Genomic DNA, 26,835 nt, shown 5'->3' on the forward strand with positions numbered 1-26,835 from the left:
TACTATCTCCAGTAGAGTATGAAACACGCTATCAAGAACAACTCAGAAGTGTCTAAGTTATTGGTGGCGATTCAAACCATAAGCATAGAGGACGTATAACAAATCGATGTTTCTTCTCTAAAGGTTTTGGGTGGTTTTCTCTCAAAGCCAAAGTGCTTTAAAAATTGAAAGCTTTTATGAATCTTATCTATAAATGTTTGGCTAGATTGAAACACCATACTTCCTTGTGAAACTAATGGTTTATTTTGTAGACGGCTCTGTAATTCTCTTTTAAGCGAATTCCGAGTGACTGTAGATCGCTCATTACAGCCCCTGGTTGCTTCTCCAAAGTACCGGATTGCGCCGACCGACGCAAACGTGCTGTGACTAACAGTCGTTGATGACTTTGTTATGTAGTAACTCGGTTGAACTTTTTTCTAACCCTATAGATTCCGATTGCCCCTTTAAGAAGTAACACAATAGAAATTAAGAAGTGAAATTCAATTAACCGAAAGGCGTGGCTGAGTGCATATATTGATTGCGTTCTGTTTGGGTAAGAACCATGTAACCTGAAAGTGTATTCTTTTCCAACTTTAAGTTTACCATTGATGTTTATAGGATATTTGCCTCCTACTTCAATAACAGATACTTCACTCCACCCCTTTTGCATTACTGTCTTTCTGACTGGAGCGACTTTTTTGATCTCAATAACTGTACCTGTATAAATGGCCCCTTTGTAATATAAGTTATACAAATCTGGTGCTGTCAAAAACAGGAAAACGCCACCAAAAGCCAAGTATGCTAGATAGCTTTTAATATGGTCGACAAAATCATTTACTTTCATATTTTTATTGTTTTATTAATGGCTGCTTGTCGCTCATCAGAGACATTATCCTTGTGAGTTAGTTATCGCCAAACTACTACTATCGATTGAGGTTAAATCTCTGTCATTGATGTTATCGCAATCATATTTACTTTGCAGGCTTTTCATATCTTCGAAATTTTCTACAGCTTGGCCCGCATAGATAGAAACAGTTGTTAAAGTCGAAGAATATACTTGGCGTTCGTTAACTTCATCGATGAGTTTTTTAATGTGTTCGGAGTCTATTTTGCTACGTTGATATTCAATGCAATATTTTTGCTTTTCAGTCCAATTAAGTGAAGTTACAAAATCATTTATTGGTAAGTAAAGATAAGAAAGCTCGCTTGCTAATAGCTCATCTTTGTAATGCATCGAATATAGGTAAGTCATCAAGATACATCCCGACACACAACCTAAACCAAAAATTCCAAGTAATTTAACTTTCTTCAAAATATTCCCTGAATCAAACGGTTCAACGTCCGTTGCTCGCTCTAAGAAGACATTAACCTTTTCAGTTGGTTAGCGTCAAATTCATGTGATGCGCTATCAAAATCTACCCAGAGTGGTGTCTTAGAAGTTGATAAAAACGTCAATGACACGAAGTAACTTTTAATTCTGGACGATTTATTTATTGCTCCTCGAAGCTGGCACCTTTCAAGTTTTTCACTACAGCTTTAATTTCCCGAACAAGGTAACTCAAAGATTTCGGATTCACAGGAGCACTATCATTGTTGTAGAAGTGAAAATTATAAACATTTGGATCAAATGGATTTACGCCGATTATCTTGATGTCTTCACGCCAAAGCTGAGTCAGTGAGCTATCTGAATTTGGTCTTGTAGGCGCGCTTCTAATCGCAAATGCATTCGCTTCAGCAAATGCCTCAATGCGCGAATAAAAAACATTCCTAGAGGTAGGAGAAATTTTGAAGGTGATACTATAAATAGGATTTTCAACATCATCTGTATCAGGTATTGTCGAATAACCAAAAGCCACACACGCAACTGCAACAATAAGCGCCATCAAGCAGTTCCAGAGGTTTTTCCCTGTCATATCAACCCTCCAATCCGTGATATTTTCGTATGTTGGCGATCACCTGTTGATCGACATACCAGAAGCTTACGAACTTGCAGGCCGATTATCACCGTCCTCAATTCGTATTAGATTTGAATCTCCATTAGCGATTTACTTACAGTTAGTTTGAATGACTGTAGATCGCTCTAAGCAGACGTAATCGTTATAGTTCAAACGGTCCAAAATACTTAACAGAGCCGTTTAATCCGTTGTATACGCTTATGTAAAGTTGAGAGTCTGCACCTTCTTTATACACGGTAAAAGCTAGTCCATCGCTCATCAAATCATTTTTAATTTCGCAAACGGGGCTTGGATTAGGAATGGTTTTGCTAAACTCTTCCTGGGTCAGACCATTGCCAGCCAACTTATTGTCATTCAGCTTAGTCATCACAAAATCAAAGTTTGATTCTGAACAGGCACCATCACTATTAGCTATAGCGCTAAAGGGTGACGAAACTAGCGCTAAAATAGTTGCAACCTTGAATACTTTTAAAGCCATATTGCAATTCCCTGAATGACTCTTGTTCGCTCTTTAAAGACATTAACCTTTTCAGCAAGTTAACGTCAAACTAATATCCTTTTACCATGAAAGGTGACCAAGCGCTTCTTTGTATGACGCGAAAGATGTATATAAAGCATATTTTAATGAAAGCTTTTTGATTAAAACTTGGTATAGAAATACTGGCAGTAACCAGATTAGAAATAGGAATACTTGAAGAAACATGGCCATGAAAACGAACATGTTATTCATGCCATCAATCACAAGCACAACTAACACCAAGATATTGATAGTTGCAAACGCCCACATTGCCCAGCGTGCATCTTTAATCAATTGCCGTAATTCAGATGTGTGATTTTTAGGCCCCATACTTTCCCATAACTTCTTAATATGAATTAGCCGCTAATTATTAAACCTTGAACGGCTGTAGATCGCTCTAAGAAGACATTAACCTTTTCAATCTGTTGACGTCAAATTAGCACTAAAATTAGTCCGTAAATAATCACAAATTGTGTGCGCTTGGATTTTAGCAAAAGCCTAACACAGCCTTAACAGCCCTATTTTATTCCCTAAGATCATTTCCTCTTTTTTCTATAAAACATCTGAGTAGAAAGCCAAGAGTAATACCAATGACATATGCCACTATGTCAGACCATTTAAATCCAAATCCGAGAACTAGAGCGCCAAATGTGGTTTGTCGCAAAGAGTTTATCCAATCCTGTTGATAAAGTTGTGATACCTCTATTGAAATTGCAAAAATCAATGCCATTGTTGCAGCGGCAGTATTTTTATTGGCCGGAAAAAATAAACTTATAAGCCAGAAGACAAGCAACGCCCAAAGTGCGTCACCAACATATAGAGTAACGAATGTCGGAAATTCAAAAAAATGTGACCGTGATAAAAGCCCTGATGTAAGCGTCAATAATGCAAAGACAGCGTATGTCATACGTGTATTAGATAACATCATGCTTCTACATTTACCCCCATACAAACAGATTTCCTTGTTTTCATAATTCTGATGATATTTTCATAAGTGTGTACAAGTGAACTGGATCAAAAACTTGCTTGAAGAGTTTTATTCACTTGATGCGTTATTAGTTTGATAGTAAAAGCTGTCATTTGTTATTTGAAGTATTTATAACACACTGTTCTTTATCACTGACACTTCTAACCATATGAAGTATAGAGGAAAAACCAGGCAAAACAGGAATAATCAATGCTTAAACAGACCCCATAAAAAAAGGGGTATGTAACCCCTCTTTATCGTATGAATAACGCTTTAGTCCGTGTCAACAGCGGTTGCTGCTGTTCGGTTAAAGGACCACAGGATATCCATTGAAGTAGCTTTTCTTCTAAAGATACCTCTGCGCCATTTAATTTATCTTTCAACATGGCCACCTGAAGATTCTGACGTAATTCCCGCTCTTCTTGTGGTGAGTCAACCTGAGCGATAATTTCCAGCTCCACGGTAAGTTTAATCCGAGAATTATCGTCAGCCTCTCCATTCAGGCTGGCCAGCAGCGCTCGTTGATAAGCTTTGCTTAATTGTGCAAATTGTTCAGATTTGGTCAGTAATTCTTTGTCTTTTTGCGCTGGGTCAACAGAAGCAAATAAATCAAACAACAATTGATATCCGAGGTTTTGTTTCTGTTTTTTAAGTTGACGTTGACGTGTAGCAATACGTTCCTGCACTTCAGTCACCTTAGGAAGAAATTCACCATTAAAAGAACGATATGTATTTATTTCCTGCATTAATGCCTGGGCATTTGAGCGCATATCTTTCAATAAATGCTCATCGGCGAAATAGACCTTAGAGAGTAATTCTTCGATCTGCGATTGCCATTGCTGCTGCAGTTCTTGTCGTTGCTGGTGTTGCACATTTTTTATGGCATCACGGCGTTTAAACGCTTGATCATTAGCCGTTCGAAAAGCCTTCCATAGTTGCTTATCCAGTTTGCCACCGGCAAATCCGATCTCACGCCACTGTTGCTGTAGCATTTTCAGATCGGCTATGCTGCTTTGTATATCATCAGCGCCGATAAGGTTTTCAGCTTTGATGACGATTTGACGTTTTGCTTCTGCATTGGCCTGTTGCCATTCACGCACCGAATTCTGCATTGGCGTTACAATCTTTCTGAAGCGCTGATGTAACGGTTGGTACTTATCATGATCAACATCGCCCGCGTCTCGCCAGCGATTGAGTAGTTGGTTTAATCGATGAGAAAAGGTTTTAAAATCTTCGCTATGACTTGCGTCCATCTGATTTGACAATTCTGATAACTCATTCAACAGGTTTTGTCTGGCAACGAGGTTTTGTTCGCGAATGTTTGCCTGTTCAGCATAATATTCACGACACGGCAAAAATGCCTGCTCGCATAAACGATTAAACGCCTGGTTTAATTGCCCTTCTGATTCACCTTCCGCCCTGCCCAGGGCTAACCAGCGTTGGCGAAACTCCTTAACTTTATCAGTTTGCGCCTGAATATCAGCGAGTGGTGCCGTTACAAGCACTTCAAGCTCCTTGAGCAACTGCTCTTTTCTCGGGACAACGACAAAAGATTCCAGCGCCTTAATTTCTTCGACGCTGTGCAAAGCCCTCTGATAATCATCGTCAATTCGGTGCTGTTCTGTGCTGGATATCGTTTCACGTGCCTGACTGATTTTGTTAAAAACTGCAATTGCTGCACGATATTTACCGGCATGAATTAAACCGTTTACTTCACCAAAGCGTTGTTTAAACCAATGCCGTTGTTTCTGACGCGCGTCACGCAACGGTTTTAAGGCTTTTAGCCATTGGTTGACCAGTAATTTTGCAGCATTACCTATCGACTCAGGTAGCCAAATACCAAGTTTCGATTCCGTATCTTGCCACTGTTGATACCAATCTTTAAATGCGCTTTCTGCCTCTGTCCAAGATTCCGTTTCGACTGGTAACTTTCTTTCTGATAACTGCGAGACTAAACGCGTTGCCGCGACTAACTGTTCACGAATGTGCTCTATTTCTTTAATGAACCGGTCTGCTGTTGCTAATGCCTGATCAATGTTTTTCTGACAGACAGAAGTTAAAGAGGGATGCTTACTCATTTGAGTGAGTTCAGCGATAACATCATTCAGGTTATCAAGTGGCTGGTTGGTATCAATGACAGTTGCAATGGTTTTGTGCAAATCATCGATCAAAGCATCAACACGACGTTGCTGATTGATGCGCTTTGCCTGCTGTTCTTCAACACTTTTTTGATGAGCCAACAACTCGTTCATTTTTGCCAGGTGAGGTTCAAGTATGGCAATGATCTGAGCTTGTTTTTCAAGTAACAACTGTTGTTCGCTAATACATAGTAAAGAAAGGTCATTACTCTGGGCTTGCCACTCATCGACGAATTTTTTATAGCTTGCAATAACCTCTTCCGGGTTATGTTGATCGCGCAATGCCAGTAACTTTGATAAAACCAGTTTGATACGCTTTTTTACTTTAGCAGGCTGCTCACGTAGTTGGACCAATGTATTAAGCTTTGCTTCAATCGCTGTTTTCACTTCGTTGTTTAATGCGCGACTGAAAAGCTTATTCAACAGTTTTTCATCTTCTGTTTTTTCAATAATAATCGTCTGCACTTTAGCAAAAACGGTTTGTGAAAACAGCGCTATTAAAGTCACAGGATTGTCTATGGAACCGAGTAAATAGAGCTCCAGGGCTTCGCTTTGTTCTCGACGCAACCATTGCAGCATAAAATCAATATGCTGCTTTTTGCTGCGAATTCGTTGCAGGTAATCCTGCTTTTGTGCGGCGCTGAATTCTAATTGCTCACTGACTAAGTGCGCCTGAATGCGGTTTTCTGCAAATTCAACTAACGCTGGACAATGATCTTGTACGTTTATTGATAACAGCAACTGCGGTGATTCGATAGCCATCAGTGCATGTTTACGCACTCGAATATCGGGATCATCACAGAGTAATTGTTGTAGTTGTGACATCGTCCCCTGATGACGACGTAATTCATCGATAGCATCTATCCGTACGTTGGCATCCGCGTGCTGCCATTTTGGCTTTCGCCAATTGCTAAAAATCATATATCCCTGAATCGGGCGATATCGTCGCCGCTTTGTTGTTGTGAAGTTTCAGATTCTTGCTTGCTGTTAAATTCGGCGCGTAATTCGCGTTTGGTTTTGTGCACCAACTCACCCTTGGCATTAACCGTCATCATCTCATTACTATTGAGATGGCGCGCCTGATAGGCCATGCTGATTTGCAATGCCGACTGGCGAGTCGCTTCATCAACCGGTGTGCCTTCTGGCCACTTACCAGTTTCTGCTGCGGTTTTCATCCGCTCGTACATTTCTTGCGACATGCTGTCGACGATTTCAATTAAATTCATAGCTTATTTGCGTTTTAAAATAATCATTCGTACCCGATTAACCAGATACCAGACAAATCCAATGACCGCAGAACCGGTAGCAAGGTTATGCTGTGTCGAACCTGGATCGGGTTCACCCCAAAACATGCCACCAATACCGGCACAGAATAAAACCATAGCCAGCATAGACTGATTCATTAGCTTCTGAGACTCTTCGATTTTTTTCATGCGCTCAAGGTTTAAGCGCTGCTCTGTATCCAACCCACCTAATTCAATCTGGCAGTGTTCACAGGATTTAGCTAACGATGAAATTTTCTTCGCACAATTCGGGCAATTAATTAAAGCCATATACACCTCTTAATCTGAACCAGCATTTTACAAAAAAAAACACCCGTTGCGGGTGTTTTTTTAAGATTTTAACAATTTTATTTTTTCAGTTTCTTTTGCCACAGTCCGGCATTTTTAATACCTAATGCCTCTGGGTCGAATGTATACGTACTGACTTTCTCTTTTTGCTGGCGTTCATAATCTTTCAACGCTTTCATCGCCGGACGGCCAATAAAAAAGATGATTAGAATGCCGATGATATTCAACCAGGCCATCAAACCTACACCAATATCCCCAAGACTCCAGACAATATTCGCCTCACGTAAACAACCAAATAACGTAGCTGCCATGATCATCACTTTCAAACCGAAGGTCAGTCCCGGCACATGAAAATGGCGATTAATGTAAGTGACGTTATTTTCCGCGATAAAGTAGTAGGCAAGTATCGTGGTAAATGCAAAGAAGAACAAAGAAACCGCAACAAATGGACTTCCTGCGCCGGCGAATACCGAGTCCAGCGCCATTTGCGTAAACATCGGACTATTAGGATCAACATTAGCAATGTTTTGTTGAATCATGGTTGCGCCCTCACCCACAACGTTATATTGACCCGTGATCAAAATAACCAGTGCGGTTGCCGTACAAACAAACAAGGTATCCACATAAACCGAGAATGACTGTACCAGGCCTTGTTGCGCTGGATGCTGAACTTCCGCAGCAGCGGCAGCATGAGGACCGGTACCCTGACCTGCTTCATTGGAATAGACACCACGTTTAACACCCCAGCCAATTGCAGCACCGATACCCGCCATCGGCGTGAAAGCATCAGATACAATTAACATCAGGATACCCGGTAGCTCGGTAATATTCAGAGCAATGATAACCATAGCAATAATGATGTACGCCAAAGCCATAAATGGCACTACAAACTCTGTGAATTTGGCAATACGCTTAACACCACCAAAGATGATGAAACCAAGGATTAGTACGACACCAGTAGCGGTAAAGATTTTGGTTGCGCTATAGGTGCCCATCGCTGTTTCTACCAAATCACCTGCACCAAAAGCCTGCTCTACGGCAGCACCAATCGCATTTGACTGTACGGTAGGTAACAACAAGCCCGTCGCCAGGATAGTGGCAATAGCGAATAGCCATGCATACCACTTCTGACCCAATGCTTTTTCGATGTAATAAGCCGGGCCACCACGATACAGTCCCTCGTCTTCTTCTTTATAGATTTGTGCCAGCGTTGACTCAATATAGGCCGTAGCTGCACCAAAAAAGGCAACAACCCACATCCAGAAAACCGCTCCCGGGCCACCAAAGCCGATTGCCGCAGCGACACCAGCAATATTACCGGTACCAACACGACCTGATAATGAAACTGCTAAAGCCTGGAAAGACGATATGCCCTTATCCGAGCTCTTGCCGGAAAACAATAATCGCCACATCTCACGAAAATGACGAACTTGTACAAAGCGTGTGAAGAATGAAAAGAATAGCCCGGCTCCCAGGCACAGGTATATTAATGCCGGGCTCCAGATGATCCCGTTTAACGTGTTTACAAATTCAAGCACAATGACCCCTGAACAGATTTTATTATTATAAAGAAGCCAGCTTTCGCTGGCTTTATTGATGGCAACTCACTTACCATCTGAGTGAATTGTTTTTATCTTAAATCATCTACTACATGATAGATAGCAGTTAATGTATCTTTGCCGAGGATCGCCGAGCGGGCGTCCGACCAGCCGAAGATCACATCAGGCAACAGTTCATTATCTTTAAATGGCATTTCTACAGTGTATGCCAGGCATTTAAAGTGGTTGCCCACCCAGTTTGAACCAACAGTCAGGTTTGCCTTACCGGGTTCATCTTTGGGATAGCCCTTTTCGTCCTGAAATTCCGGAGTGATGGCACACAGGAGCTCTTTAAACTTATCTTCAAGGGCTTTGTGGCGTGCATCGTAGTTTGGAACACCTTCACAACCGGCCACAAAATTAACCGGTAAAGCTTCATCTCCATGAATATCCAGATGCATGTCGACTCCAGTCTGCATCATTTTTTCACGCACCAAGTATACTTCCGGACTTTTCTCCATGCTCGGTTCCTGCCACTCACGATTGAGGTTAACGCCGATCGCATTGGTGCGAAGATGACCACGAACACTACCATCCGGGTTCATATTCGGAACCAGGTAAAATACCGCTTTTTGCAACAATGCATTGGCCACACCATCATCAAGGTCAAGCAGGCGCTCAATAAAACCTTCCATAAACCATTCGGCCATGGTTTCACCTGGGTGCTGACGGGCTGTGATCCAGATGTTGGCTTTGCCTTCACCCGGTTCGCCAATGGTTAACAGGCTCATGTCACGACCATCTAAGGTTTGACCAAGCACGGTTAATTCACAGATATCGGTTTCCTGGGCCTGATGGATTAAATCCTGGTGGCGCTCATAACTGTATGGCGCAAAATAGGCAAAGTAAACGGAGGCATGTTCAAGGTGATGTTTAATGATCAGGTTCTGGCCATCAAATTCCGTATCAACCCGAAACCAGGTTTCACGATCATACGACGCTACCGCCTGATAGTCTTTCCAACCTTCTACATAAGCAGATTGGCCGGCGTTAGTAATGCGCATCACATGCTCACCCAGTGCCGGGTTGTGTAGTTTAAAATGAAACCACTGATAAAAGTCAGATTGATTATCTTTCACAATCTCTAATTTGATGTCAGACGCTTGCTCAGCTTCTACTACGCTAATGTTGCCACTATCAAAAGCACAGCTGATTTGAATCGAATCATTGGTGTTTATTGTCATATTTGCCATCCAAAGTTGGAACGAATTGCTTGAGTTTACACAAAGGATTGCGTGAACTGAAGGTATTTGCTTTGAAAATTTAAGGGAAGGAGGATTAAATGGTTTTACTTACAAGGTTCGTAAAAACAAACCCAGTTCTGTCGAGTACCCCATGGAGCGATGGATCACCTGTTGGTTGTTATCGACCACATAATAGCTTGGGTATGCAGAAACCTGATAGCGTTGCTTTAAGGCTTGGTTGCCAAATAATACGGGCATTGTCAGTTCCATATCCTTTACAAAATCAGTCACTTCATCATGGTCGACATAATCAAGTGCAATAGCAATAACCTTAAAATCGGCACTGGCTTTTTTATCATGCAAAGATTGTAAATTGCCCATACTGAACTTGCAGACAGAGCACCAGGGAGCAAAAAAATAAAGCACGGTTTTCTGTTTGCCAAGCATCTGCTGTAAATTTACCTGCTCGGAATGTAAGGAGGTTAAATGAAAGTCCGGTGCCTGTTGCTTCATCCAACTGGACAACATTCCCATTTCTCGCAATGCTGATACTCCGTTAAAAACGATGGCTATGATCAGCAACTGCAAAAATAGACTTTTCAGTATTTGCATAAATGTCGACATTTTTATCCTTTCATTGCGCCGATTAAAGTGACCGAATTAGCCGTAAAGCTATTTCATCACAAACAGCTCATTAACCCTCTGGGTTTTCGAAGCGCAGCGCTAACCATTGTCCCGACTAATCCATTGCTTTTATCGAGGCAATATCCCGATTACATACATTCGTGTATAAAAAAAGCGGAGCCATTGCCCCGCCTTCTTCATCAACAGATGTTATCTGATGTTATTAAGCTTTAGGCAAGCTCAATACTTTTACACCAGCCATCTTGTTCATTACTTTCACTACCTGGCAGCTGTAACCAAACTCGTTATCGTACCATACGTACAATACAGCGCGATCTTCATCTACGATAGTAGCCTGAGAATCAACAACGCCGGCAAAACGAGAACCAACCAGATCAGAGGAAACGATTTCCGTCGATGCCGTGTAGTCTACCTGTTGGCGCAGTGGTGAATCCAATGAAACTGAACGTAAGTAGTCGTTCAAGGTATCACGATCTGTAGCCTTTTTCAGGTTAAGGTTCATAATCGCCATCGATACATTCGGGGTAGGAACACGAATAGCGTTACCAGTTAGCAAACCTTTCAGTTCTGGCAGGGCTTTGGCTACGGCTTTTGCAGCACCAGTTGACGTGATAACCATATTCAAAGGTGCGCTGCGACCACGACGCTCTGATTTGTGGTAATTATCGATCAGGTTTTGATCGTTAGTGTATGAGTGCACAGTTTCTACGTGACCATTGCGGATACCGAACTGATCATTTACCGCTTTTAATACTGGTGTAATCGCATTTGTTGTACAGCTTGCCGCACTAACAATTTGATCTTCTTCAAGAATCATATCTTCGTTGACACCATAAACGATATTTTTGATATCGCCTTTTGCCGGAGCAGTAAGAAGTACCTTCTTAACACCTTTACTTTCAAGGTGCTGGCCAAGGCCCGCTTCGTCTGTCCAGATACCAGTATTATCGACAACTAACGCATCATTAATACCGTACTCGGTATAATCAATTTCTGCTGGTGATTTAGCATAGATAACTTTAATGTAAGCGCCGTTTGCTTTAATAACACCCATTTCTTCGTCGATAGAAATGCTGCCATTAAATGCCCCGTGAATTGAGTCACGACGCAATAAGCTGGCGCGTTTTTCTAGATCACCATCTTTGCCTGGGCGAATCACAATAGCGCGAAGACGCAGGTTCGCCAAAGGACCGGTTTGTTCGATCAACAAGCGGGCTAATAAACGACCGATACGACCAAAACCATAAAGAACTACATCCTGAGGACCGTTTTGAGATAACTCTTCCTTAAGTGGCGTTAACTCTTTATCAAGGTACTCTTCAATACTTAATCCGTTTGCTTCGCCATGGAACAAATAACGATATGCCAGTTTACCGATATCAATATTGCACGGTTTTAATGGCATTTCGCTTAACGCTTTTAAAAATGGGAAGCTTTCTCTCAAGCGAAGCTTTGTGGCTTCGTGAATAGCAACCGACTTGTGTGCTTTAATAATATCGATAGCGGATGCATTAACCAGCGGACGACCATATACGGAAATTTCAACGCCGTAGTTTCTGTACAGTTGGCCAATGATTGGCAACATCTTTTCGGCGAAGTCCTGACGTTCCTGCCAGCTCTTTTGGTAAATTTCCTCGTTGTGAGAACTCATGCGATAAACCTTTTGGTATAAAAATATATAGACAAAGCAAACAGAGCAGTTATGAATTTTATTATGCTGCTCCCGATTAAGCGGCGCCATTGTAATTAATTATGAAAGCTTACACTAGGGTTTTCATGGAAATTTACAAATTTAATCTAAATTCAGGTGTAAACTAGCTAAAACAGACTTTTAATTCTCTGAATCATGCTCGATTTTGAGCATTCAAGTAGGGATTATGAAAGTTTTATGAAATAACTTGTATTAGTCTTCAGTTTCGAAACAGAGACTTAAAGAGTTAACACAATATCGCTTAAAAGTAGGTGCAGGACCATCATCGAATACATGACCTAAGTGGGATTGGCAGTGTCGACACTGTATTTCCGTTCGCACCATGTTATGCGAGTGATCTAGAAGATAGGTTACTTGTTCAGGAATTGACGCATTAAAACTTGGCCACCCGCAGCCTGACTCAAATTTTGCCGCAGAGCTAAACAGGGGTTGTTGGCAGCAGGCACAAAGATATGTGCCTGGCTGCCAGTGGTCGCAATATTTTCCGGAAAATGGAGCTTCGGTAGCCCCTAAACGACAAACCTGATACGCCTCTGGTGATAATTTATGTTTGTAATCATCATTCGAGTCACTCATCAGGTGTATCCTACGTTTAGTTTAGCGGTTTTATTACACGCTCTGTTGTTGACCATTCTACATGGAACTTTTTCCCTGCCGGTTTGTCAACACGTTCGAACGTATGTGCGCCGAAGAAATCACGCTGCCCTTGCAATAAATTGGCAGGTAAAATTTCACAGCACATAGAATCATAATAACTCAGCGACGCGGAAATTGCCCCTACAGGGATCCCCATCAGCGTCGCTTTAGCAACGGCCTGGCGCCAGTTACTTTGATACTTGCTTAGCTGGGAAGAAAAGTAAGAATCTAATAGCAGGTTTTCCAATTCACTGTCACGTTCGAACGCTTTGGTGATGGACTGCAGGAACGATGCACGAATGATACATCCAGCACGCCAGATTTTTGCGATTGATGCGAAGTTAAGCTTCCAGTTATGCTCAACAGACGCGAGTTTCATTAGCTGAAAACCCTGGGCGTATGCACAGATTTTGGCGCAATACAGAGCATCATGTAATTCTTCAACTAAAGACTCTTTTTGTTCAGCACTTAACGCATCCGCTGGCGGACGAGTTAAGTGTTTAGCGGTTTCAATTCGTAAGTTTTTAAACGAAGAAATTGAACGAGCATACACCGCTTGCGAAATGGTCGGTGCTGGGCAGCCAACTTCAAGAGAACTCACTGCGGTCCATAACCCGGTACCCTTCTGCCCTGCTTTATCAAGAATTAAATCGACTAACGCTGAACCGCTTTCTGGATCTTTATGACGCAAAACTTCGACCGAGATTTCCATCAAATAACTGTTTAGGTCACCAGCATTCCATTTAGCAAATACATCCGCCACCTGATCACAGTCCATGCCAAGACCTTCACGAAGTACGTGATAGGCTTCACAGATAATCTGCATATCCGCATATTCAATGCCATTGTGGACCATTTTCACGTAATGACCAGCACCCGCTGGGCCAATGTACTCAGCACAGGCTTCACCATGAGGAATAATTTCGCCCGGCTTGCTACGCTCTAAAGGCTTACCCGTTTCGGCATCTACTTTGGCAGCAATTGACTGCCAGATAGGCTTAACTCGGGTCCACGCATAAGCACTGCCACTTGGCATTAAGGCCGGACCAAATCGAGCCCCTACTTCACCACCGGATACGGCGGAAGAGAAGAAGATAAAGTTTTCGTTATAACGTTTCTCACGTTCTACTGTATCTGTCCATAGCGAGTTGCCTGTGTCGATAACGATGTCATCAGGCTGGATACCGGCACCGATCAAATTATGACAAACCTGATCCACGACTTCACCAGCAGGTACACTTAATACAATCAAATGCGGAGCTTTCAGTTTCGACAAGAGTTCGGTATATGACGAGCACCCGATGACTCTTGGGCTTCCTTGTGAGTTTTCCTGTACATCTTGTGCTATTGCCGCATCGACCTTTTCAAAATCAAGATCAAAGGCCGCTATTTTGTAACCATTGTCGGCCAGGTTGAGCACCAGGTTTTTGCCCATAACACCCAGGCCAACAAAGCCAATGTCGCATTTTGCTGCATCTTCAGACATGTATTTTTCCATCTATTTCAAGGAGGAGTCGCCAGTAATACCTATAATTAAAGCGTACCGGCCTAAAAATGGGGCGTATTCTGCCATAAAAATCATGGTTTATGTAATTGTTCGTAAATAAATATTTATATATTTAATAAAACAACATCAATTCCTTACTCGTTTGTAAAAAACACTTGAAAAAACCCTCAAATGTTGTAATTTTACTACATTAAAATTTTACCTAAGGATTTCGTAATGAAGAAAATTGCTATTAATGGTTTCGGTCGTATTGGTCGACTGGTATTTCGCGCCGCGATGGAGCGAGAAAACCTGCAGGTTGTGGCGATTAATGACCTGATTGACATTGATTACATGGCATACATGCTCAAATACGATTCCACCCATGGTCGATTCAATGGCACTATCGAAGTATCTGATAATGCTCTGATTGTTAATGGACAAACCGTACGTGTCACTTCAGAACGCGATCCTGCAAATCTTAACTGGGCTGAAGTTGGTGCCGAAATCGTCGTTGAATCTACCGGTTTGTTTTTGACCGATGAAACCGCTCGCAAACACATTGAAGCGGGCGCGAAAAATGTCATTATGTCCGCCCCTTCAAAAGATAATACGCCAATGTTTGTAGCCGGTGTAAACTTCAATGATTACAAAGGTGAGGACATTGTTTCAAATGCCTCTTGTACCACCAACTGTTTAGCGCCTTTAGTAAAAGTGATTAATGACAAATACGGTATTGAAACCGGCCTGATGACTACGGTACATGCAACAACGGCAACCCAGAAAACCGTGGATAGCCCGAGTGCTAAAGACTGGCGCGGTGGTCGTGGTGCGGGTCAGAACATTATTCCTTCATCAACCGGTGCTGCCAAAGCTGTAGGCAGGGTTATCCCGGAATTAAATGGCAAACTGACCGGTATGGCATTCCGTGTACCGACACCAAATGTTTCTGTGGTTGACGTAACCTTAAATCTGAAAACGCCAGCAACCTATGAGGATATTTGCGCAACGGTAAAAGCTGCGTCTGAAAATGAAATGAAAGGCGTTCTCGATTACACTGAAGAACAGGTTGTTTCAAATGATTTCATTGGCGAAAAATGCACCTCAGTGTTCGATGCAAAAGCCGGTATCGCAATGAGTGATACGTTTGTCAAACTGGTTGCCTGGTACGATAACGAGATGGGCTACTCTAACAAGGTATTAGACCTTGCCGAGCACATCTTTGCTTACCAGGAAGCAACCGCGTAATCAAAACGGATTAACAAAAAAAAGGGAGCGAATGCTCCCTTTTTTTGTTAATGAAACCAGAGATAAGTGGAAAGCTGTAAGCCACAAGCTTTAAGTTGTTTAGTCCTGCTATCGCGACATAATCTTTCAGCGAGGCACCCTATCTTTCCGATTTAGTAAAACGACTTTGTATCCAACCTATCGCGTCAAAGACGAGAGTCCCATATAAGATGGTAGCAAGTATCCAGCCAGCAAGTATCCAATAAGCCCAGTAATGATTTGGACTTAGCCAATAATTCACCACAAACAGGATTGGCATGATAATGCAGAAGGTGATGAGGTTAAGATAAAATCCGTAACGTTCCTGTTGCCGCTGATGATCCGGTGCCAACGAATCCCGCGGCTCAACAATAGCCATTTCTTTTTCATCGCCTCGTAATTGTTCGAAATCCACTTCCAAGACGGACGCCAGCGCCTTCGCTGACTCAAGCCCAGGCTTTTGTCCACTTTCAATACGTTGTATGGTGCGGATACTTAACCCTGAAAATTCCGCAAGTTGCTCCTGCGACCAGCCTTTTGCAAGTCGTAACTTCCTTATCATTCGCGCTACTCTCATTACTTCGAAGTTCATTCGATTATACCAAGAGTAAAAAAATTAGGCTTCTCTATTCACTTCATTGGCCAAACAACATGACTCATGTTTTTTTGTCAGCCTCAAAGCAAACAACCAGACTTTCAAACCCAGCCAGATTCTCCCCAGCAGGACACAAATGCCGTAAGTGAATCCGGTAACCATAAATACTATCAACAATGAAGGTAATTCTACGTCCCTAAATATTAATGAAAAACCACCCAAAACAGGTACATGTAATAAATAAACATTATAACTTTGGGCGTTACATAACTTCATTATCCTATTGGTTTTATTAAAGTATTTTTTAAATACGAATAAAAGCAAGGTAATGAAACATAAACAAAGCAGATGAAAAGAGGTACGAATGATCAATTGATCGGTAATCGCATTGAAAATGTATGACTGGGTGAGCAAAAAGTGCAATAAGACCAGTAAATAACTGACTAACGGAAGCCACAGAATAACATTTAAGCCATGAATCCATTTTGACGACACCGAAGACGAGGGTAATAGTCTTTTTCTCTCGAACCAGACCCCCAGCAGATAGCTGATGAAATACAATAATGCTCGCTCGAGTTGAATATCAAGAAACAGGGTTTTGATCCAACCGTTCGCGGCAAGCATGACAATACAAAGGTAGAAACTGGTACTAACCATTAACGCAGTGAAAATCATTACAGCAGGCCTTACCGCCATTATGGTTTTTATGACTTGTGGATTTGCAAACAAACCATGCAGCGCTAACAGGATAAGATGAAAGTAAAACAGTACTGGTAAAAACCACAACCAGCTTTGTGAGATTGTTGAATTATTCCAAAACCAAAGAGCTGAATAGTCGATTACAGTGGCATCGCGGGAATAATGAAAAATCAGCATATAAATCGGTATTAAAAACACCACACCGAATAGCCATGGCATCATCAATCGAGCCGCTTTTATCTTAATAAACCCGACGTTGCTTTTTGCTTTTAGCGAAGGCAATGCAAAGACACCGGCAATAAAAAACATTAATGGCATGACAAAGCTATCAAGTATCAGGTTAATTATTCCTGACACAGGATTGGTGTTTTCATCATCAACGATCCAAAAAACGGCCCCGACGCCACTGCTCTCATAAACCAATCCGACATGGTATAACACCACCAGAATTACAATACAGGTTCTTAGATTTGTCAGGTATTGGAATGAACCAGAGGTTTTTGTAACGCATTTATTTTCCAGGGTTAGCATGCTTATGTCCTATTCTTTTCCAGAGAATACACTTTGTCGTTATTTGTCGGTTTTGACCACGACACATACCTGACATAGACCTGACATATCATATTTATCAATAAGTTACGAAGTTGATGCTGGGGATGAAAATAACGGTAGAACGGGTAGGAGGAGAAAGGTTTCGGATGCAAAGTAAAAGAGAGCGTGACGCTCTCTTTTCAGCAGGGCCTAGATAAACTGCCAATGATTGGAATCAGATTTAGTCAGCAGGTTGTTTTGCTGCATCTCGACAATAAAATTCAGTAAAACCTGTTCAACTATCGTACCAAATGCTGCAGCCGGTGTGGTCGGAACAACATCCTCAAACGGTGCTTCTTTGTTACCAACGGTTGTATGTAGCGCATGCTTATACGATTTATTCAGGATTTCACCATTGCTATTGGTATATTCGATGTTTATCTCATAGTAATCAGTAACCATGGATCCTGCGGCACCAAATGTCAGCCCGGTACCAAAACCTTTTGCTGCCGCGTCACCAAGATCCGCTAGATTATTGACCGTCACCTTTAGCGTAAAACTGCTATCGCCACTCGGGATCACAACACCACTGGCTCGCAATGTTCTTTCAACATGACCACGAAGTTCATTATCGGCAGCGGGTAAAGGGTCACCATTACGCTGAAACTCAACCATCACATTGGTGTTATATTTACTCACTACTGGCTTAATATCATCATATGACGCCTTGGCAAAGCTCGGATCAACATAGGTTTTTGATGAGATACAACCACTCAGCACCAGAGTAGCAACTACCCCCAAAAATATCTTTTTCATATTTTTCCTTATTATTTTTATTGAACATTTTTTCAGCAAATCGTGCTGAAATATGAGTCTACTTAGAATCCAGGCGAAAAAAAAGAGGGTTAACTACCCTCTTTCTTAAAATTCAATAAGTTGTAAGCTTTTAGCCGATTTTTTCGATGCCGCCCATGTAAGGTTTTAACACCTCAGGAACAAGCACCGAGCCGTCTTGCTGTTGGTAGTTTTCTAAAATAGCGACTAATGTACGACCCACTGCGAGACCAGAACCGTTGAGAGTATGTAACAATTCCGGTTTATTGGTCTCACTATTACGGAAACGTGCCTGCATGCGGCGGGCCTGGAAGTCGCCCATATTGGAGCAGGAAGAGATTTCCCGATAGGTATTTTGGGCTGGCAACCAGACTTCCAAATCGTAGGTTTTGGTTGCACTAAAACCCATATCGCCAGTACACAGAACGACTTTACGGTATGGTAGTTCCAGTGCCTGTAAAACTTTTTCGGCGTGTGACGTTAACTCTTCTAAAGCGTTAAACGAATCTTCTGGTTTAACTAGCTGTACCAATTCGACTTTGTCAAACTGATGCTGGCGGATTAAACCACGAATATCACGACCCGAGGAACCGGCTTCGGAACGGAAACACGCCGACAACGCGGTTAATTTGATCGGTAATTCAGTTTCATCAACAATTTCGTCACGTACCAGATTGGTAAGTGGTACTTCTGCCGTCGGGATCAGTGAAAACTTTTTGCTACCTAAGTCGGTATGGAACAAATCTTCACCAAATTTAGGTAACTGACCGGTGCCGTATAAAGAATCATGGTTGACCAACAGCGGGACATTAGTTTCCATATAACCATTTTCAGTCGTGTGCATATCCAGCATAAACTGCCCAATGGCCCGATTTAAACGAGCAATCTGTCCACGCATCACCACAAAGCGAGTACCAGACAGTTTTGCGCCACTTTCAAAATCAAGACCTTTGTCTATCGCTGTCGCCAGATCCACGTGGTCTTTAACGTCAAAATCAAATTGCTTAGGCTCACCCCAGGTTAACACTTCAACGTTGTCATCTTCACTGGCACCATCTGGCACTGACTCATGGGGAATGTTTGGAATGGTACTGGCGATATCATTGATTTGCGCAAGAATGGTGTCCTGCGCTTCTTTGGCAGCATCCAAGTCCGCGCCCAATTGCCCTACTTCGGCAAGCAACGGTTGAATGTCTTCGCCACGGGCTTTTGCCTGGCCAATCGATTTGGAACGAATATTACGCTGATTTTGTAACTCTTGCGTTTTTACCTGAATTTCTTTGCGCTGTTCTTCCAACGCCTGTAATTGTGCGGTGTCTAATTTAAATCCACGTTTTGCCAACAATTCGGCAGTGTGTTCAATATCTGATCTTAACAGTTTTGCATCAAGCATAATTGTTCACTTGTTATTTATTTACGACTAAGAACATTCCTAATCCTGCCGCGAGTAAACACAGGACAACATTAAGAATGACGTTTAACATTGCTTTTATTATCTCACCTTGTTGCAGTAACAACAAAGTATCTAACGAAAAAGTTGAAAAAGTTGTGAAGGCGCCAAGAAAGCCGATCCCCAATAATGTGCGGTAAACTACCACCTCGATCGTACCCTGCTGGATTAAACCATAAAGCAGCCCCATTAATAATGAACCGGTGATATTAACCAGCAATGTGGCAAAAGGGAATCCCTTTCCTAACCACAGCAACACCATATGCGATATAAAATAACGCATACAGGCACCCGCCGCACCACCGATGGCAATAAACGCATAGGTTTGCCAGCCACTAATCATAACGACGTGTACCCGCTTGTTCGTTTAACGCCTGTAAATAATCCTGCTTTTCTTTAAGCTTTTTCTCCAGGCCTCTTTCACTTGGCTGATACAAACGCGTGCCGGCAAGCGATTCAGGAAAGTAAATTTCCCCGGCGGCAAATGCGCCGCTTTCATCATGGGCATATCGATAATCCTGACCATGACCTAACTCCCGGGTAATACTGGAAGTTGCATTGCGTAAATGCAATGGCACGGTTAAATCACCGGTAGCCTTCGCCAGTTGCCTGGCCTGTTTAAATGCCATGTACACGGCATTACTTTTTGGTGCCAGCGCCATAAACACGGTTGCCTGGGCGATTGCCCTTTCACCCTCGGCCGGTCCGACCCGATGAAACGTATCCCAGGCATTTAAGCCAATTTGCAAGGCCCTGGGATCGGCATTGCCGATATCCTCACTGGCAATCGCCAGTAATCGTCTGGCGACATATAACGGATCACCACCACCTTCTAAAATTCGACAGTACCAATACAACGCGGCATCTGGGTCTGAGCCACGCACTGACTTGTGGAACGCGGAAATTAAATCGTAAAAGTGATCACCGGATTTATCGTACAGGGGTTGTTTATCACCCGCCACCTGTTGCACAGTAGCTACGGTTATCGAACGTTCATCACCCTCCTGTTCGGCTAAGTCAACGCAAATCTCTAACAGGTTTAACACCCGCCGGGCGTCACCATTAGCCAGGGCAATGAGACTGGATTGTGCATCTTCATCAAGTCGCACCTTGAATTTGCCTACGCCCTTTTCCGAGTCGTTTAAAGCCCGATCGAGAACCTGATGCAAATGCTGCGGTGTTAGCGACTTCAAAACGTAAACTCTGGCACGAGACAACAATGCCTGATTCAGTTCAAATGACGGATTTTCAGTAGTCGCACCAATAAAGGTAATCGTGCCATCTTCAATGAAGGGTAAAAACGCATCTTGCTGGCTTTTATTAAAACGATGTACCTCATCAACAAATAAAATGGTACGTCGTTGTTTGGACTGCGCTCGTAACTTAGCCTGATCAATCGCTGCCCGTATATCTTTGACCCCAGCAGTAACTGCGGATAATCGCTCAATGTCTGCATCGGCATAACGAGCGATAAGCTCCGCCAAGGTGGTTTTACCGGTACCCGGTGGTCCCCAGAAAATCAAAGAGTGACATAGCCCTTGCTCAATGGCTTGTCGCAACGGTTTATTAACTCCTAATAAGTGTTCCTGGCCAATGTATTGATCAAGATGACGAGGCCGCATGCGGGCGGCCAGTGGCGCAAACAAATCAGGCGAATCGAGATCAAAACTCAAGTTACCATTATCGCTGGTCATCAAAGTCTACGCCTTCAGGCAGGGTAAAAGTAAATTGTTGCAGTGTTGGTAATGGATCAGAGTTTACGTCTGAAAGGTGAAACTCACTGAACTGACCCGTGGCATCTTCGATGGTAAAAGCAACTAATGTATCGCCCTGAAAAGACAGATCCAGAGTTTTTACCTGAGCATTTTCGTCCAATGAAGAAATTGTATAAGAGCTTTTATCCTTCATACTGACCTGATAATCCTGCCACAAGGATTGGTCAGAACCACTGAGTAATAAAATTGGCGTATTGGCAACGGCGGTATCTACTTTGAATGCAGAAACCTGCTCGACAAACGGATTATAAAACCAAAGTGTCTTGCCATCGCTGACCACTAAAGTCTCGTCCGGTTCTACCGTTTTCCAATAAATTAAATTAGGGCGGCGAACTTTCAGGACGCCACTTTGTTGTTGTAGTTCATTTCCGTCCGCGTCTGTGACCAGCTGGGTAAAATTGGCACTAAACCCACCAACCACTTCAAGTTTGCTGATCAATTGTTGCTTGGCATCATTTGCCTGGGCAACGAAGCTTGACGCCAGTGAACCAATGAAAAGCAACGATGAAAGTTTTGATAATTTCTTTAATTTAAGCAAAGTAACAACCTTGTATTCAGTGTTAACCGGCCCTGGTCAACGGAGTTTAACATCAGCCGGCATCATGGATTGTATGTGTACGTGTGCAACACGCTTTGTTATTAATTTTTAACCGGTGGTGGCGCTAGAACTTCTCGATTACCATTGTGTCCCGGAGAACTTACGACACCGCTCATTTCCATTTGTTCAATCAATCTTGCCGCCCGGTTATAACCGATACGGAATTTACGTTGCACACCGGAAATAGATGCACGACGAGTTTCGGTAACATGTGCCAGTGCTTCATCGTACAAGGGATCTAAATCGCTCTCGTCTGACTCAGCCTGCTCACCAGGTAACAGGTTATCAGCATTGGTTTCCCCGGACAGTATTTCATCTATGTAATTTGGCGTACCACGAGATTTCCAGTCATTAACGACGGCATGCACTTCGTGATCATCAACAAACGCACCGTGAACACGGGTTGGCACCCCAGTTCCAGGTGGCAAGTACAGCATATCACCCTGCCCCAACAATTGTTCCGCACCCTGTTGATCCAAAATGGTTCTGGAATCGACTCGGGACGAAACCTGGAACGCCATTCGGGTTGGAATATTGGCTTTGATCAGGCCGGTTATCACATCCACTGAAGGTCGTTGTGTCGCCAGAATTAAATGAATGCCCGCCGCACGAGCCTTTTGTGCAATTCGGGCGATTAACTCTTCAACTTTTTTACCGACAATCATGATCATATCGGCAAATTCATCAACCACGACGACGATGGCAGGCAATTTCTCCAGCAATGGTGCCGTTTCATCCATACTGTCGCCCGGCTTCCATAACGGATCGGTAAGTGGTTCACCTGCAGCAATGGCTTTTTTCACTTTCTGATTGTAGCCTTTCAGGTTGCGAACCCCCAGGGCTGACATCAGTTTATAACGGCGCTCCATCTCACCAACACACCATCTAAGCGCATTAGCAGCTTCTTTCATATCGGTGACCACTTCTGCTAATAAGTGCGGAATACCTTCATAAACCGACAACTCCAGCATTTTCGGGTCGATCATGATCAAACGCACATCTTCCGGCGTCGATTTATACAACAATGACAATATCATCGTATTTACGCCGACAGATTTACCGGAACCAGTAGTACCGGCCACCAATAAGTGTGGCATTTTGGCAAGATCAACCACAATCGGCTCACCGGCAATATCCTTACCCAGTACCATCGTCAGGGCGGACGTTGATTTACTGAATGCATCACAACTTATGACTTCACTAAGACGAACGATTTCACGATGCTTGTTAGGAAGTTCCAGGCCAATGACTGACTTACCAGGAATCACTTCAACAACACGTACGCTGATAGCCGATAATGCCCGCGCCAAATCTTTCGACAGGTTAGAGATTTTACTTACCTTCACGCCGGGTGCCAGATCCAGCTCGAAGCGGGTAATTACCGGACCAGGAAAGACATTGACCACCTGGGCCTGAACCGAAAAGTCCAGCAATTTGGCTTCTACCAGGCGACTGACCATATCCAGTTCTTCCTGATTGATCGGATTTTCATTTTTATCGGGACGATCAAGCAGTTCAATCGAAGGCATGCCCACATATTTATCAAATCCGGCATCCGCTTTTTTGGCAACGCCTGATTTTGCCGTAATTGGCGCCGTGACACTTTGTTGATTATCAACAACGTCATTCTGGTCATCAAATGGTGGAATCGGTTGCGCCGGAGAAAACGCCGCATCAATCTCATCCTGAGAAATATCCTGATCGATATGGCTTACCATAGGTTCGTCAAGAATGTCATCGATATCGATGAACGGTTCGTCATGATCGGTGTTCGACTCTGGATCTGGTGCGAAGAACCTGGCGGCTAACTCTTCATCCGCCTGGGACAAGGTGTTTACGGTTGGTTGTTCAACAACGGCATGATTGTCCTGTGCTATGGACGAAACACGTTTATTGCCCGAGGCAGCAGCATTAGCAAGAGCCGGTTCTTCAATAACCTCTGCTGCGTCCATTTCGGTATTAACATCAAGTGGCGAAGATGAGAAAGAATGCCTGATACGTTGCCCGCCAGTGATTAATAGCATAAAGGCAGCAATCGCCTGGGCGCCAAGCCAGTCAATCATTGTAAAAAACGAGATACCGGTCAAAAACACAAAGCCTGAGGTGGTTAACAACAGTAATAACAGGCTGGTACCAACAAAGTTCATGTACGGTATAAGTGCATTCGAGACCAAGTCGCCAATTAACCCGCCCGCGGAAAATTCGTAGATATCGTTGCCATTCATACTCCAGATTGACGTAAGGCCGATATAAAGCATCAAAAAGCCGACAAACTTCAACCCGAGGGTAAAAAAATCAATTTCTAATAAATATCGAATGCGCTGGAATAACAGCCAGCCAATCAGCGCAACGGTAAAGGGTAAGGTATACGCGATACGGCCAAAACTGAAAAATATCACATCTGCCAGGTATGCGCCGACCGCGCCACCAGCATTATTAACCGCGGCATGGTAGCCGGTTTGTGACCAGCTTGGGTCTCTGGGATCAAACGTTAATAAGGCAACAACCAGATAAATAGCAAAGACGGTGGTGAATATTAATCCCACTTCGAGAAGGCGTTGGCCGCCACTTAGGGTTTTCTTGGCAGTGTCAGACAAATTCAAATCCATGGAAATCGTTATTGTTATTACCCCTAAAATAGCAAACATTTAGGACGCTGAAAATAACTAACCCGAAACCTTAGCAATATTCAGGTTGAATGCTTAATTAGTGGTCTTAATTTACTATTAATCAAACCAGGGTGTGATTAATGGGAATAACTATATTGGCAATATCAGGTTAATTCACCGAGCATATACCGCAGGCGGTAACACTAACGTATCGAGATATAGTTGTTCGACTTAACTTCTTCCATCACCACATAGGTACGGCTATCACTTACATCAGGCAACGTTAACAGTAAATCACCGAGTAAATCGCGATAAGCCTGCATGTCCGAAACCCGGGTTTTCAATAAAAAGTCAAAATTCCCGGAAACCAGATGACATTCCTGGATCACATCGAGTTGTTTTACTGCCCGTGAAAATTTATCAAATACATCAGGTGACGAGCGACTTAGGGTGATCTCCATAAAAACTAACAAGGATGCGCCCAGATGTTTGGGGTTTAAATTAGCGCTGTAACCGAGGATCACCTGGTCTGCTTCCAGCTTTTTTACTCGCTCCAGACACGGGGTTGGACTTAATCCTACCCGTTTCGATAACTCAACGTTAGATAGACGGCCGTGATTTTGCAATTCTTTAAGGATATTCTTATCGATTCGGTCTAGTTTTCTTTCGTTAATCGCCATAATAGTTATTTAATCTACTAAATCTTGTTATTTTAATATAATTATCTTTTTATATCTTAAAAACAACCAATAAATCTTACAAAAACCTCACATATTAGATTTATAATTTAGCCAACTTAATACAACAGGCAACAAGAGATAAATCATGATTATTGGTGTCCCTAAAGAAATTAAAAACCACGAATATCGCGTAGGTATGGTACCAGCTAGTGTTCGTGAGCTAATTAACCACGGTCATAAGGTGATCGTAGAGACTCAGGCGGGTATGGGCATTGGTTTTACCGATGAAGACTATATCGAAGCAGGTGCAAGTGTTTTAGGCACTGCCGCTGATGTGTTCGCACAAGCGGAAATGATTGTTAAGGTAAAAGAACCACAAGCCGTTGAACGTGCAATGTTACGTGAAGGTCAGATTTTATTCACTTACCTGCACCTGGCTCCGGACCTACCGCAAACAGAAGACTTAATTAAATCTAAGTCAATCTGTATTGCTTATGAAACCGTTACTGACAACAATGGTGGTTTACCATTATTAGCGCCAATGTCAGAAGTTGCCGGTCGTATGTCAATTCAAGCTGGTGCTCAGGCGTTAGAAAAAGCCAACGGTGGTCGTGGTATGCTACTTGGTGGTGTTCCTGGTGTTGCCCCGGCAAAAGTCGTTGTTATTGGCGGTGGTATGGTTGGTAACAATGCTGCACAAATGGCAGTTGGCCTTGGCGCAGAAGTTGTTGTTCTGGATCGCAACATCAACGTATTACGTCGCTTAGACGCTCAATTTGGTAACAAAATCAAGGCCGTTTACTCTACTGCCGATGCATTAGAAAAACATGTATTGGAAGCCGATTTAGTGATCGGTGGTGTCCTGATCCCGGGTGCAGCAGCACCAAAACTAGTCACCAAAGAGCACATCAAAGCGATGAAGCCTGGTTCAGCGATTGTTGATGTAGCCATCGACCAGGGTGGTTGTATTGAAACGTCAAAAGCAACGACTCACGCAGAACCGACTTACATTGTTGATGAGGTTGTCCACTATTGTGTAGCCAACATGCCAGGAGCCGTGCCACGCACGTCAACGTTCGCATTAAACAATGCAACCTTGCCGTACATCATTCAGTTGGCTAACAAGGGCTACAAAAAGGCATTGCTTGACGATCATCACCTATTAAATGGTCTGAACGTGATTGATGGTAAAGTTACCTGTGAAAGCGTTGCACAAAACCTTGGTTTCGAATACGTAGAACCAAAGGTTGCGTTAGCCTAAGCCTGTAATTACAAGTTGACAACCAGACTGTTAACAAATTGATAAAAACGCTGTTAATATAACAGCGTTTTTTTTATCTTTAAGTCTTGTAATTGGATTTTACTACCCCAATCAAGACAACATATTCAAATTATAACCTGCAAGTTATAA

At 42.9% G+C, this 26,835-nt stretch carries 25 protein-coding genes; 2 read left to right on the top strand and 23 right to left on the bottom strand.

What is annotated here, in order from left to right; translation table 11 throughout:
• Positions 1 to 388: 388 nt before the first annotated feature.
• The 14 genes from E8M12_RS13915 to gnd all read right to left on the bottom strand — a co-directional run bounded on the left by E8M12_RS13915 (position 389) and on the right by gnd (position 14,387).
• Positions 389 to 823: a hypothetical protein gene (locus E8M12_RS13915; RefSeq protein WP_136736874.1), complete on the bottom strand. Its 435-nt coding sequence runs from the start codon at positions 821 to 823 to the stop codon at positions 389 to 391.
• Between the two features lie 45 nt (positions 824 to 868).
• Positions 869 to 1,291: a hypothetical protein gene (locus tag E8M12_RS13920; protein WP_136736875.1), complete on the bottom strand. Its 423-nt coding sequence runs from the start codon at positions 1,289 to 1,291 to the stop codon at positions 869 to 871.
• 178 nt (positions 1,292 to 1,469) lie between these two features.
• Positions 1,470 to 1,892 (bottom strand): hypothetical protein, encoded by a 423-nt coding sequence (locus tag E8M12_RS13925; protein ID WP_136736876.1) that lies wholly within the window; start codon positions 1,890 to 1,892, stop codon positions 1,470 to 1,472.
• Positions 1,893 to 2,076: 184 nt separating this feature from the next.
• Positions 2,077 to 2,412 carry a hypothetical protein gene (locus E8M12_RS13930; RefSeq protein ID WP_136736877.1) on the bottom strand — a complete coding sequence of 112 codons (336 nt, stop codon included), beginning with the start codon at positions 2,410 to 2,412 and terminating at the stop codon, positions 2,077 to 2,079.
• A gap of 562 nt (positions 2,413 to 2,974) precedes the next feature.
• On the bottom strand, positions 2,975 to 3,379 hold the full coding sequence (locus E8M12_RS13940; RefSeq protein ID WP_136736879.1) for a ribosomal maturation YjgA family protein: 405 nt from the start codon (positions 3,377 to 3,379) through the stop codon (positions 2,975 to 2,977).
• A 293-nt stretch (positions 3,380 to 3,672) separates the two neighbouring features.
• On the bottom strand, positions 3,673 to 6,477 hold the full coding sequence (locus E8M12_RS13945) for a DUF349 domain-containing protein (RefSeq protein WP_136736880.1): 2,805 nt from the start codon (positions 6,475 to 6,477) through the stop codon (positions 3,673 to 3,675).
• Positions 6,474 to 6,782: a YeaC family protein gene (locus tag E8M12_RS13950; RefSeq protein ID WP_136736881.1), complete on the bottom strand. Its 309-nt coding sequence runs from the start codon at positions 6,780 to 6,782 to the stop codon at positions 6,474 to 6,476. The genes E8M12_RS13945 and E8M12_RS13950 overlap by 4 nt, the downstream gene beginning before the upstream one ends.
• A gap of 3 nt (positions 6,783 to 6,785) precedes the next feature.
• On the bottom strand, positions 6,786 to 7,109 hold the full coding sequence (locus E8M12_RS13955; protein WP_136736882.1) for a hypothetical protein: 324 nt from the start codon (positions 7,107 to 7,109) through the stop codon (positions 6,786 to 6,788).
• A gap of 77 nt (positions 7,110 to 7,186) precedes the next feature.
• Entirely contained in the window at positions 7,187 to 8,665 is a 1,479-nt protein-coding gene (locus tag E8M12_RS13960; protein ID WP_136736883.1) for an alanine/glycine:cation symporter family protein, read from the bottom strand.
• Positions 8,666 to 8,757: 92 nt separating this feature from the next.
• Positions 8,758 to 9,885, bottom strand: a complete 1,128-nt coding sequence (locus E8M12_RS13965) for a M14 family metallopeptidase (RefSeq protein WP_136736928.1) — start codon at positions 9,883 to 9,885, stop codon at positions 8,758 to 8,760.
• A 132-nt stretch (positions 9,886 to 10,017) separates the two neighbouring features.
• Positions 10,018 to 10,533: a TlpA disulfide reductase family protein gene (locus E8M12_RS13970; RefSeq protein ID WP_136736884.1), complete on the bottom strand. Its 516-nt coding sequence runs from the start codon at positions 10,531 to 10,533 to the stop codon at positions 10,018 to 10,020.
• 223 nt (positions 10,534 to 10,756) lie between these two features.
• Positions 10,757 to 12,205, bottom strand: coding sequence for a glyceraldehyde-3-phosphate dehydrogenase (locus tag E8M12_RS13975; protein WP_136736885.1), 1,449 nt, complete (start codon positions 12,203 to 12,205; stop codon positions 10,757 to 10,759).
• Positions 12,206 to 12,457: 252 nt separating this feature from the next.
• A complete protein-coding gene (gene msrB / locus E8M12_RS13980; protein WP_136736886.1) occupies positions 12,458 to 12,841 on the bottom strand; it encodes a peptide-methionine (R)-S-oxide reductase MsrB in 384 nt (127 codons plus the stop codon).
• A gap of 16 nt (positions 12,842 to 12,857) precedes the next feature.
• The gene (gnd, locus tag E8M12_RS13985; RefSeq protein ID WP_136736887.1) at positions 12,858 to 14,387 is read right to left on the bottom strand and encodes an NADP-dependent phosphogluconate dehydrogenase; all 1,530 of its coding nucleotides are present in this window, start codon (positions 14,385 to 14,387) and stop codon (positions 12,858 to 12,860) included.
• A 237-nt stretch (positions 14,388 to 14,624) separates the two neighbouring features.
• Between gnd and gap the strand changes: the two genes are divergently transcribed.
• Entirely contained in the window at positions 14,625 to 15,635 is a 1,011-nt protein-coding gene (gene gap, locus E8M12_RS13990; RefSeq protein ID WP_136736888.1) for a type I glyceraldehyde-3-phosphate dehydrogenase, read from the top strand.
• Between the two features lie 139 nt (positions 15,636 to 15,774).
• On the opposite strand, the gene E8M12_RS13995 is transcribed toward gap, so the two are convergent.
• From E8M12_RS13995 to lrp, 9 genes are all read right to left on the bottom strand, one after another.
• On the bottom strand, positions 15,775 to 16,245 hold the full coding sequence (locus E8M12_RS13995) for a helix-turn-helix domain-containing protein (RefSeq protein WP_136736889.1): 471 nt from the start codon (positions 16,243 to 16,245) through the stop codon (positions 15,775 to 15,777).
• Between the two features lie 24 nt (positions 16,246 to 16,269).
• Positions 16,270 to 17,478 carry an acyltransferase family protein gene (locus E8M12_RS14000; RefSeq protein ID WP_136736890.1) on the bottom strand — a complete coding sequence of 403 codons (1,209 nt, stop codon included), beginning with the start codon at positions 17,476 to 17,478 and terminating at the stop codon, positions 16,270 to 16,272.
• A 210-nt stretch (positions 17,479 to 17,688) separates the two neighbouring features.
• Entirely contained in the window at positions 17,689 to 18,294 is a 606-nt protein-coding gene (locus tag E8M12_RS14005) for a membrane lipoprotein lipid attachment site-containing protein (RefSeq protein ID WP_136736891.1), read from the bottom strand.
• A 130-nt stretch (positions 18,295 to 18,424) separates the two neighbouring features.
• Positions 18,425 to 19,705 carry a serine--tRNA ligase gene (serS, locus tag E8M12_RS14010; RefSeq protein WP_136736892.1) on the bottom strand — a complete coding sequence of 427 codons (1,281 nt, stop codon included), beginning with the start codon at positions 19,703 to 19,705 and terminating at the stop codon, positions 18,425 to 18,427.
• A gap of 13 nt (positions 19,706 to 19,718) precedes the next feature.
• Positions 19,719 to 20,105: a fluoride efflux transporter CrcB gene (gene crcB / locus E8M12_RS14015; protein ID WP_136736893.1), complete on the bottom strand. Its 387-nt coding sequence runs from the start codon at positions 20,103 to 20,105 to the stop codon at positions 19,719 to 19,721.
• Positions 20,098 to 21,456, bottom strand: coding sequence for a replication-associated recombination protein A (locus tag E8M12_RS14020; RefSeq protein ID WP_136736894.1), 1,359 nt, complete (start codon positions 21,454 to 21,456; stop codon positions 20,098 to 20,100). The genes crcB and E8M12_RS14020 overlap by 8 nt, the downstream gene beginning before the upstream one ends.
• Positions 21,443 to 22,075: an outer membrane lipoprotein periplasmic chaperone LolA gene (lolA, locus tag E8M12_RS14025; protein ID WP_136736895.1), complete on the bottom strand. Its 633-nt coding sequence runs from the start codon at positions 22,073 to 22,075 to the stop codon at positions 21,443 to 21,445. The genes E8M12_RS14020 and lolA overlap by 14 nt, the downstream gene beginning before the upstream one ends.
• Before the next feature lie 101 nt (positions 22,076 to 22,176).
• A complete protein-coding gene (locus E8M12_RS14030) occupies positions 22,177 to 24,732 on the bottom strand; it encodes a DNA translocase FtsK (protein ID WP_246034155.1) in 2,556 nt (851 codons plus the stop codon).
• Positions 24,733 to 24,947: 215 nt separating this feature from the next.
• The gene (gene lrp, locus E8M12_RS14035; protein ID WP_136736897.1) at positions 24,948 to 25,424 is read right to left on the bottom strand and encodes a leucine-responsive transcriptional regulator Lrp; all 477 of its coding nucleotides are present in this window, start codon (positions 25,422 to 25,424) and stop codon (positions 24,948 to 24,950) included.
• A 145-nt stretch (positions 25,425 to 25,569) separates the two neighbouring features.
• On the opposite strand from lrp, the gene ald reads away from it, so the two are divergent.
• Positions 25,570 to 26,685 (top strand): alanine dehydrogenase, encoded by a 1,116-nt coding sequence (gene ald / locus E8M12_RS14040; protein WP_136736898.1) that lies wholly within the window; start codon positions 25,570 to 25,572, stop codon positions 26,683 to 26,685.
• Positions 26,686 to 26,835 lie beyond the last annotated feature (150 nt).

Source organism: Thalassotalea mangrovi (genome assembly GCF_005116735.1).
Lineage (GTDB): Bacteria > Pseudomonadota > Gammaproteobacteria > Enterobacterales > Alteromonadaceae > Thalassotalea_A > Thalassotalea_A mangrovi.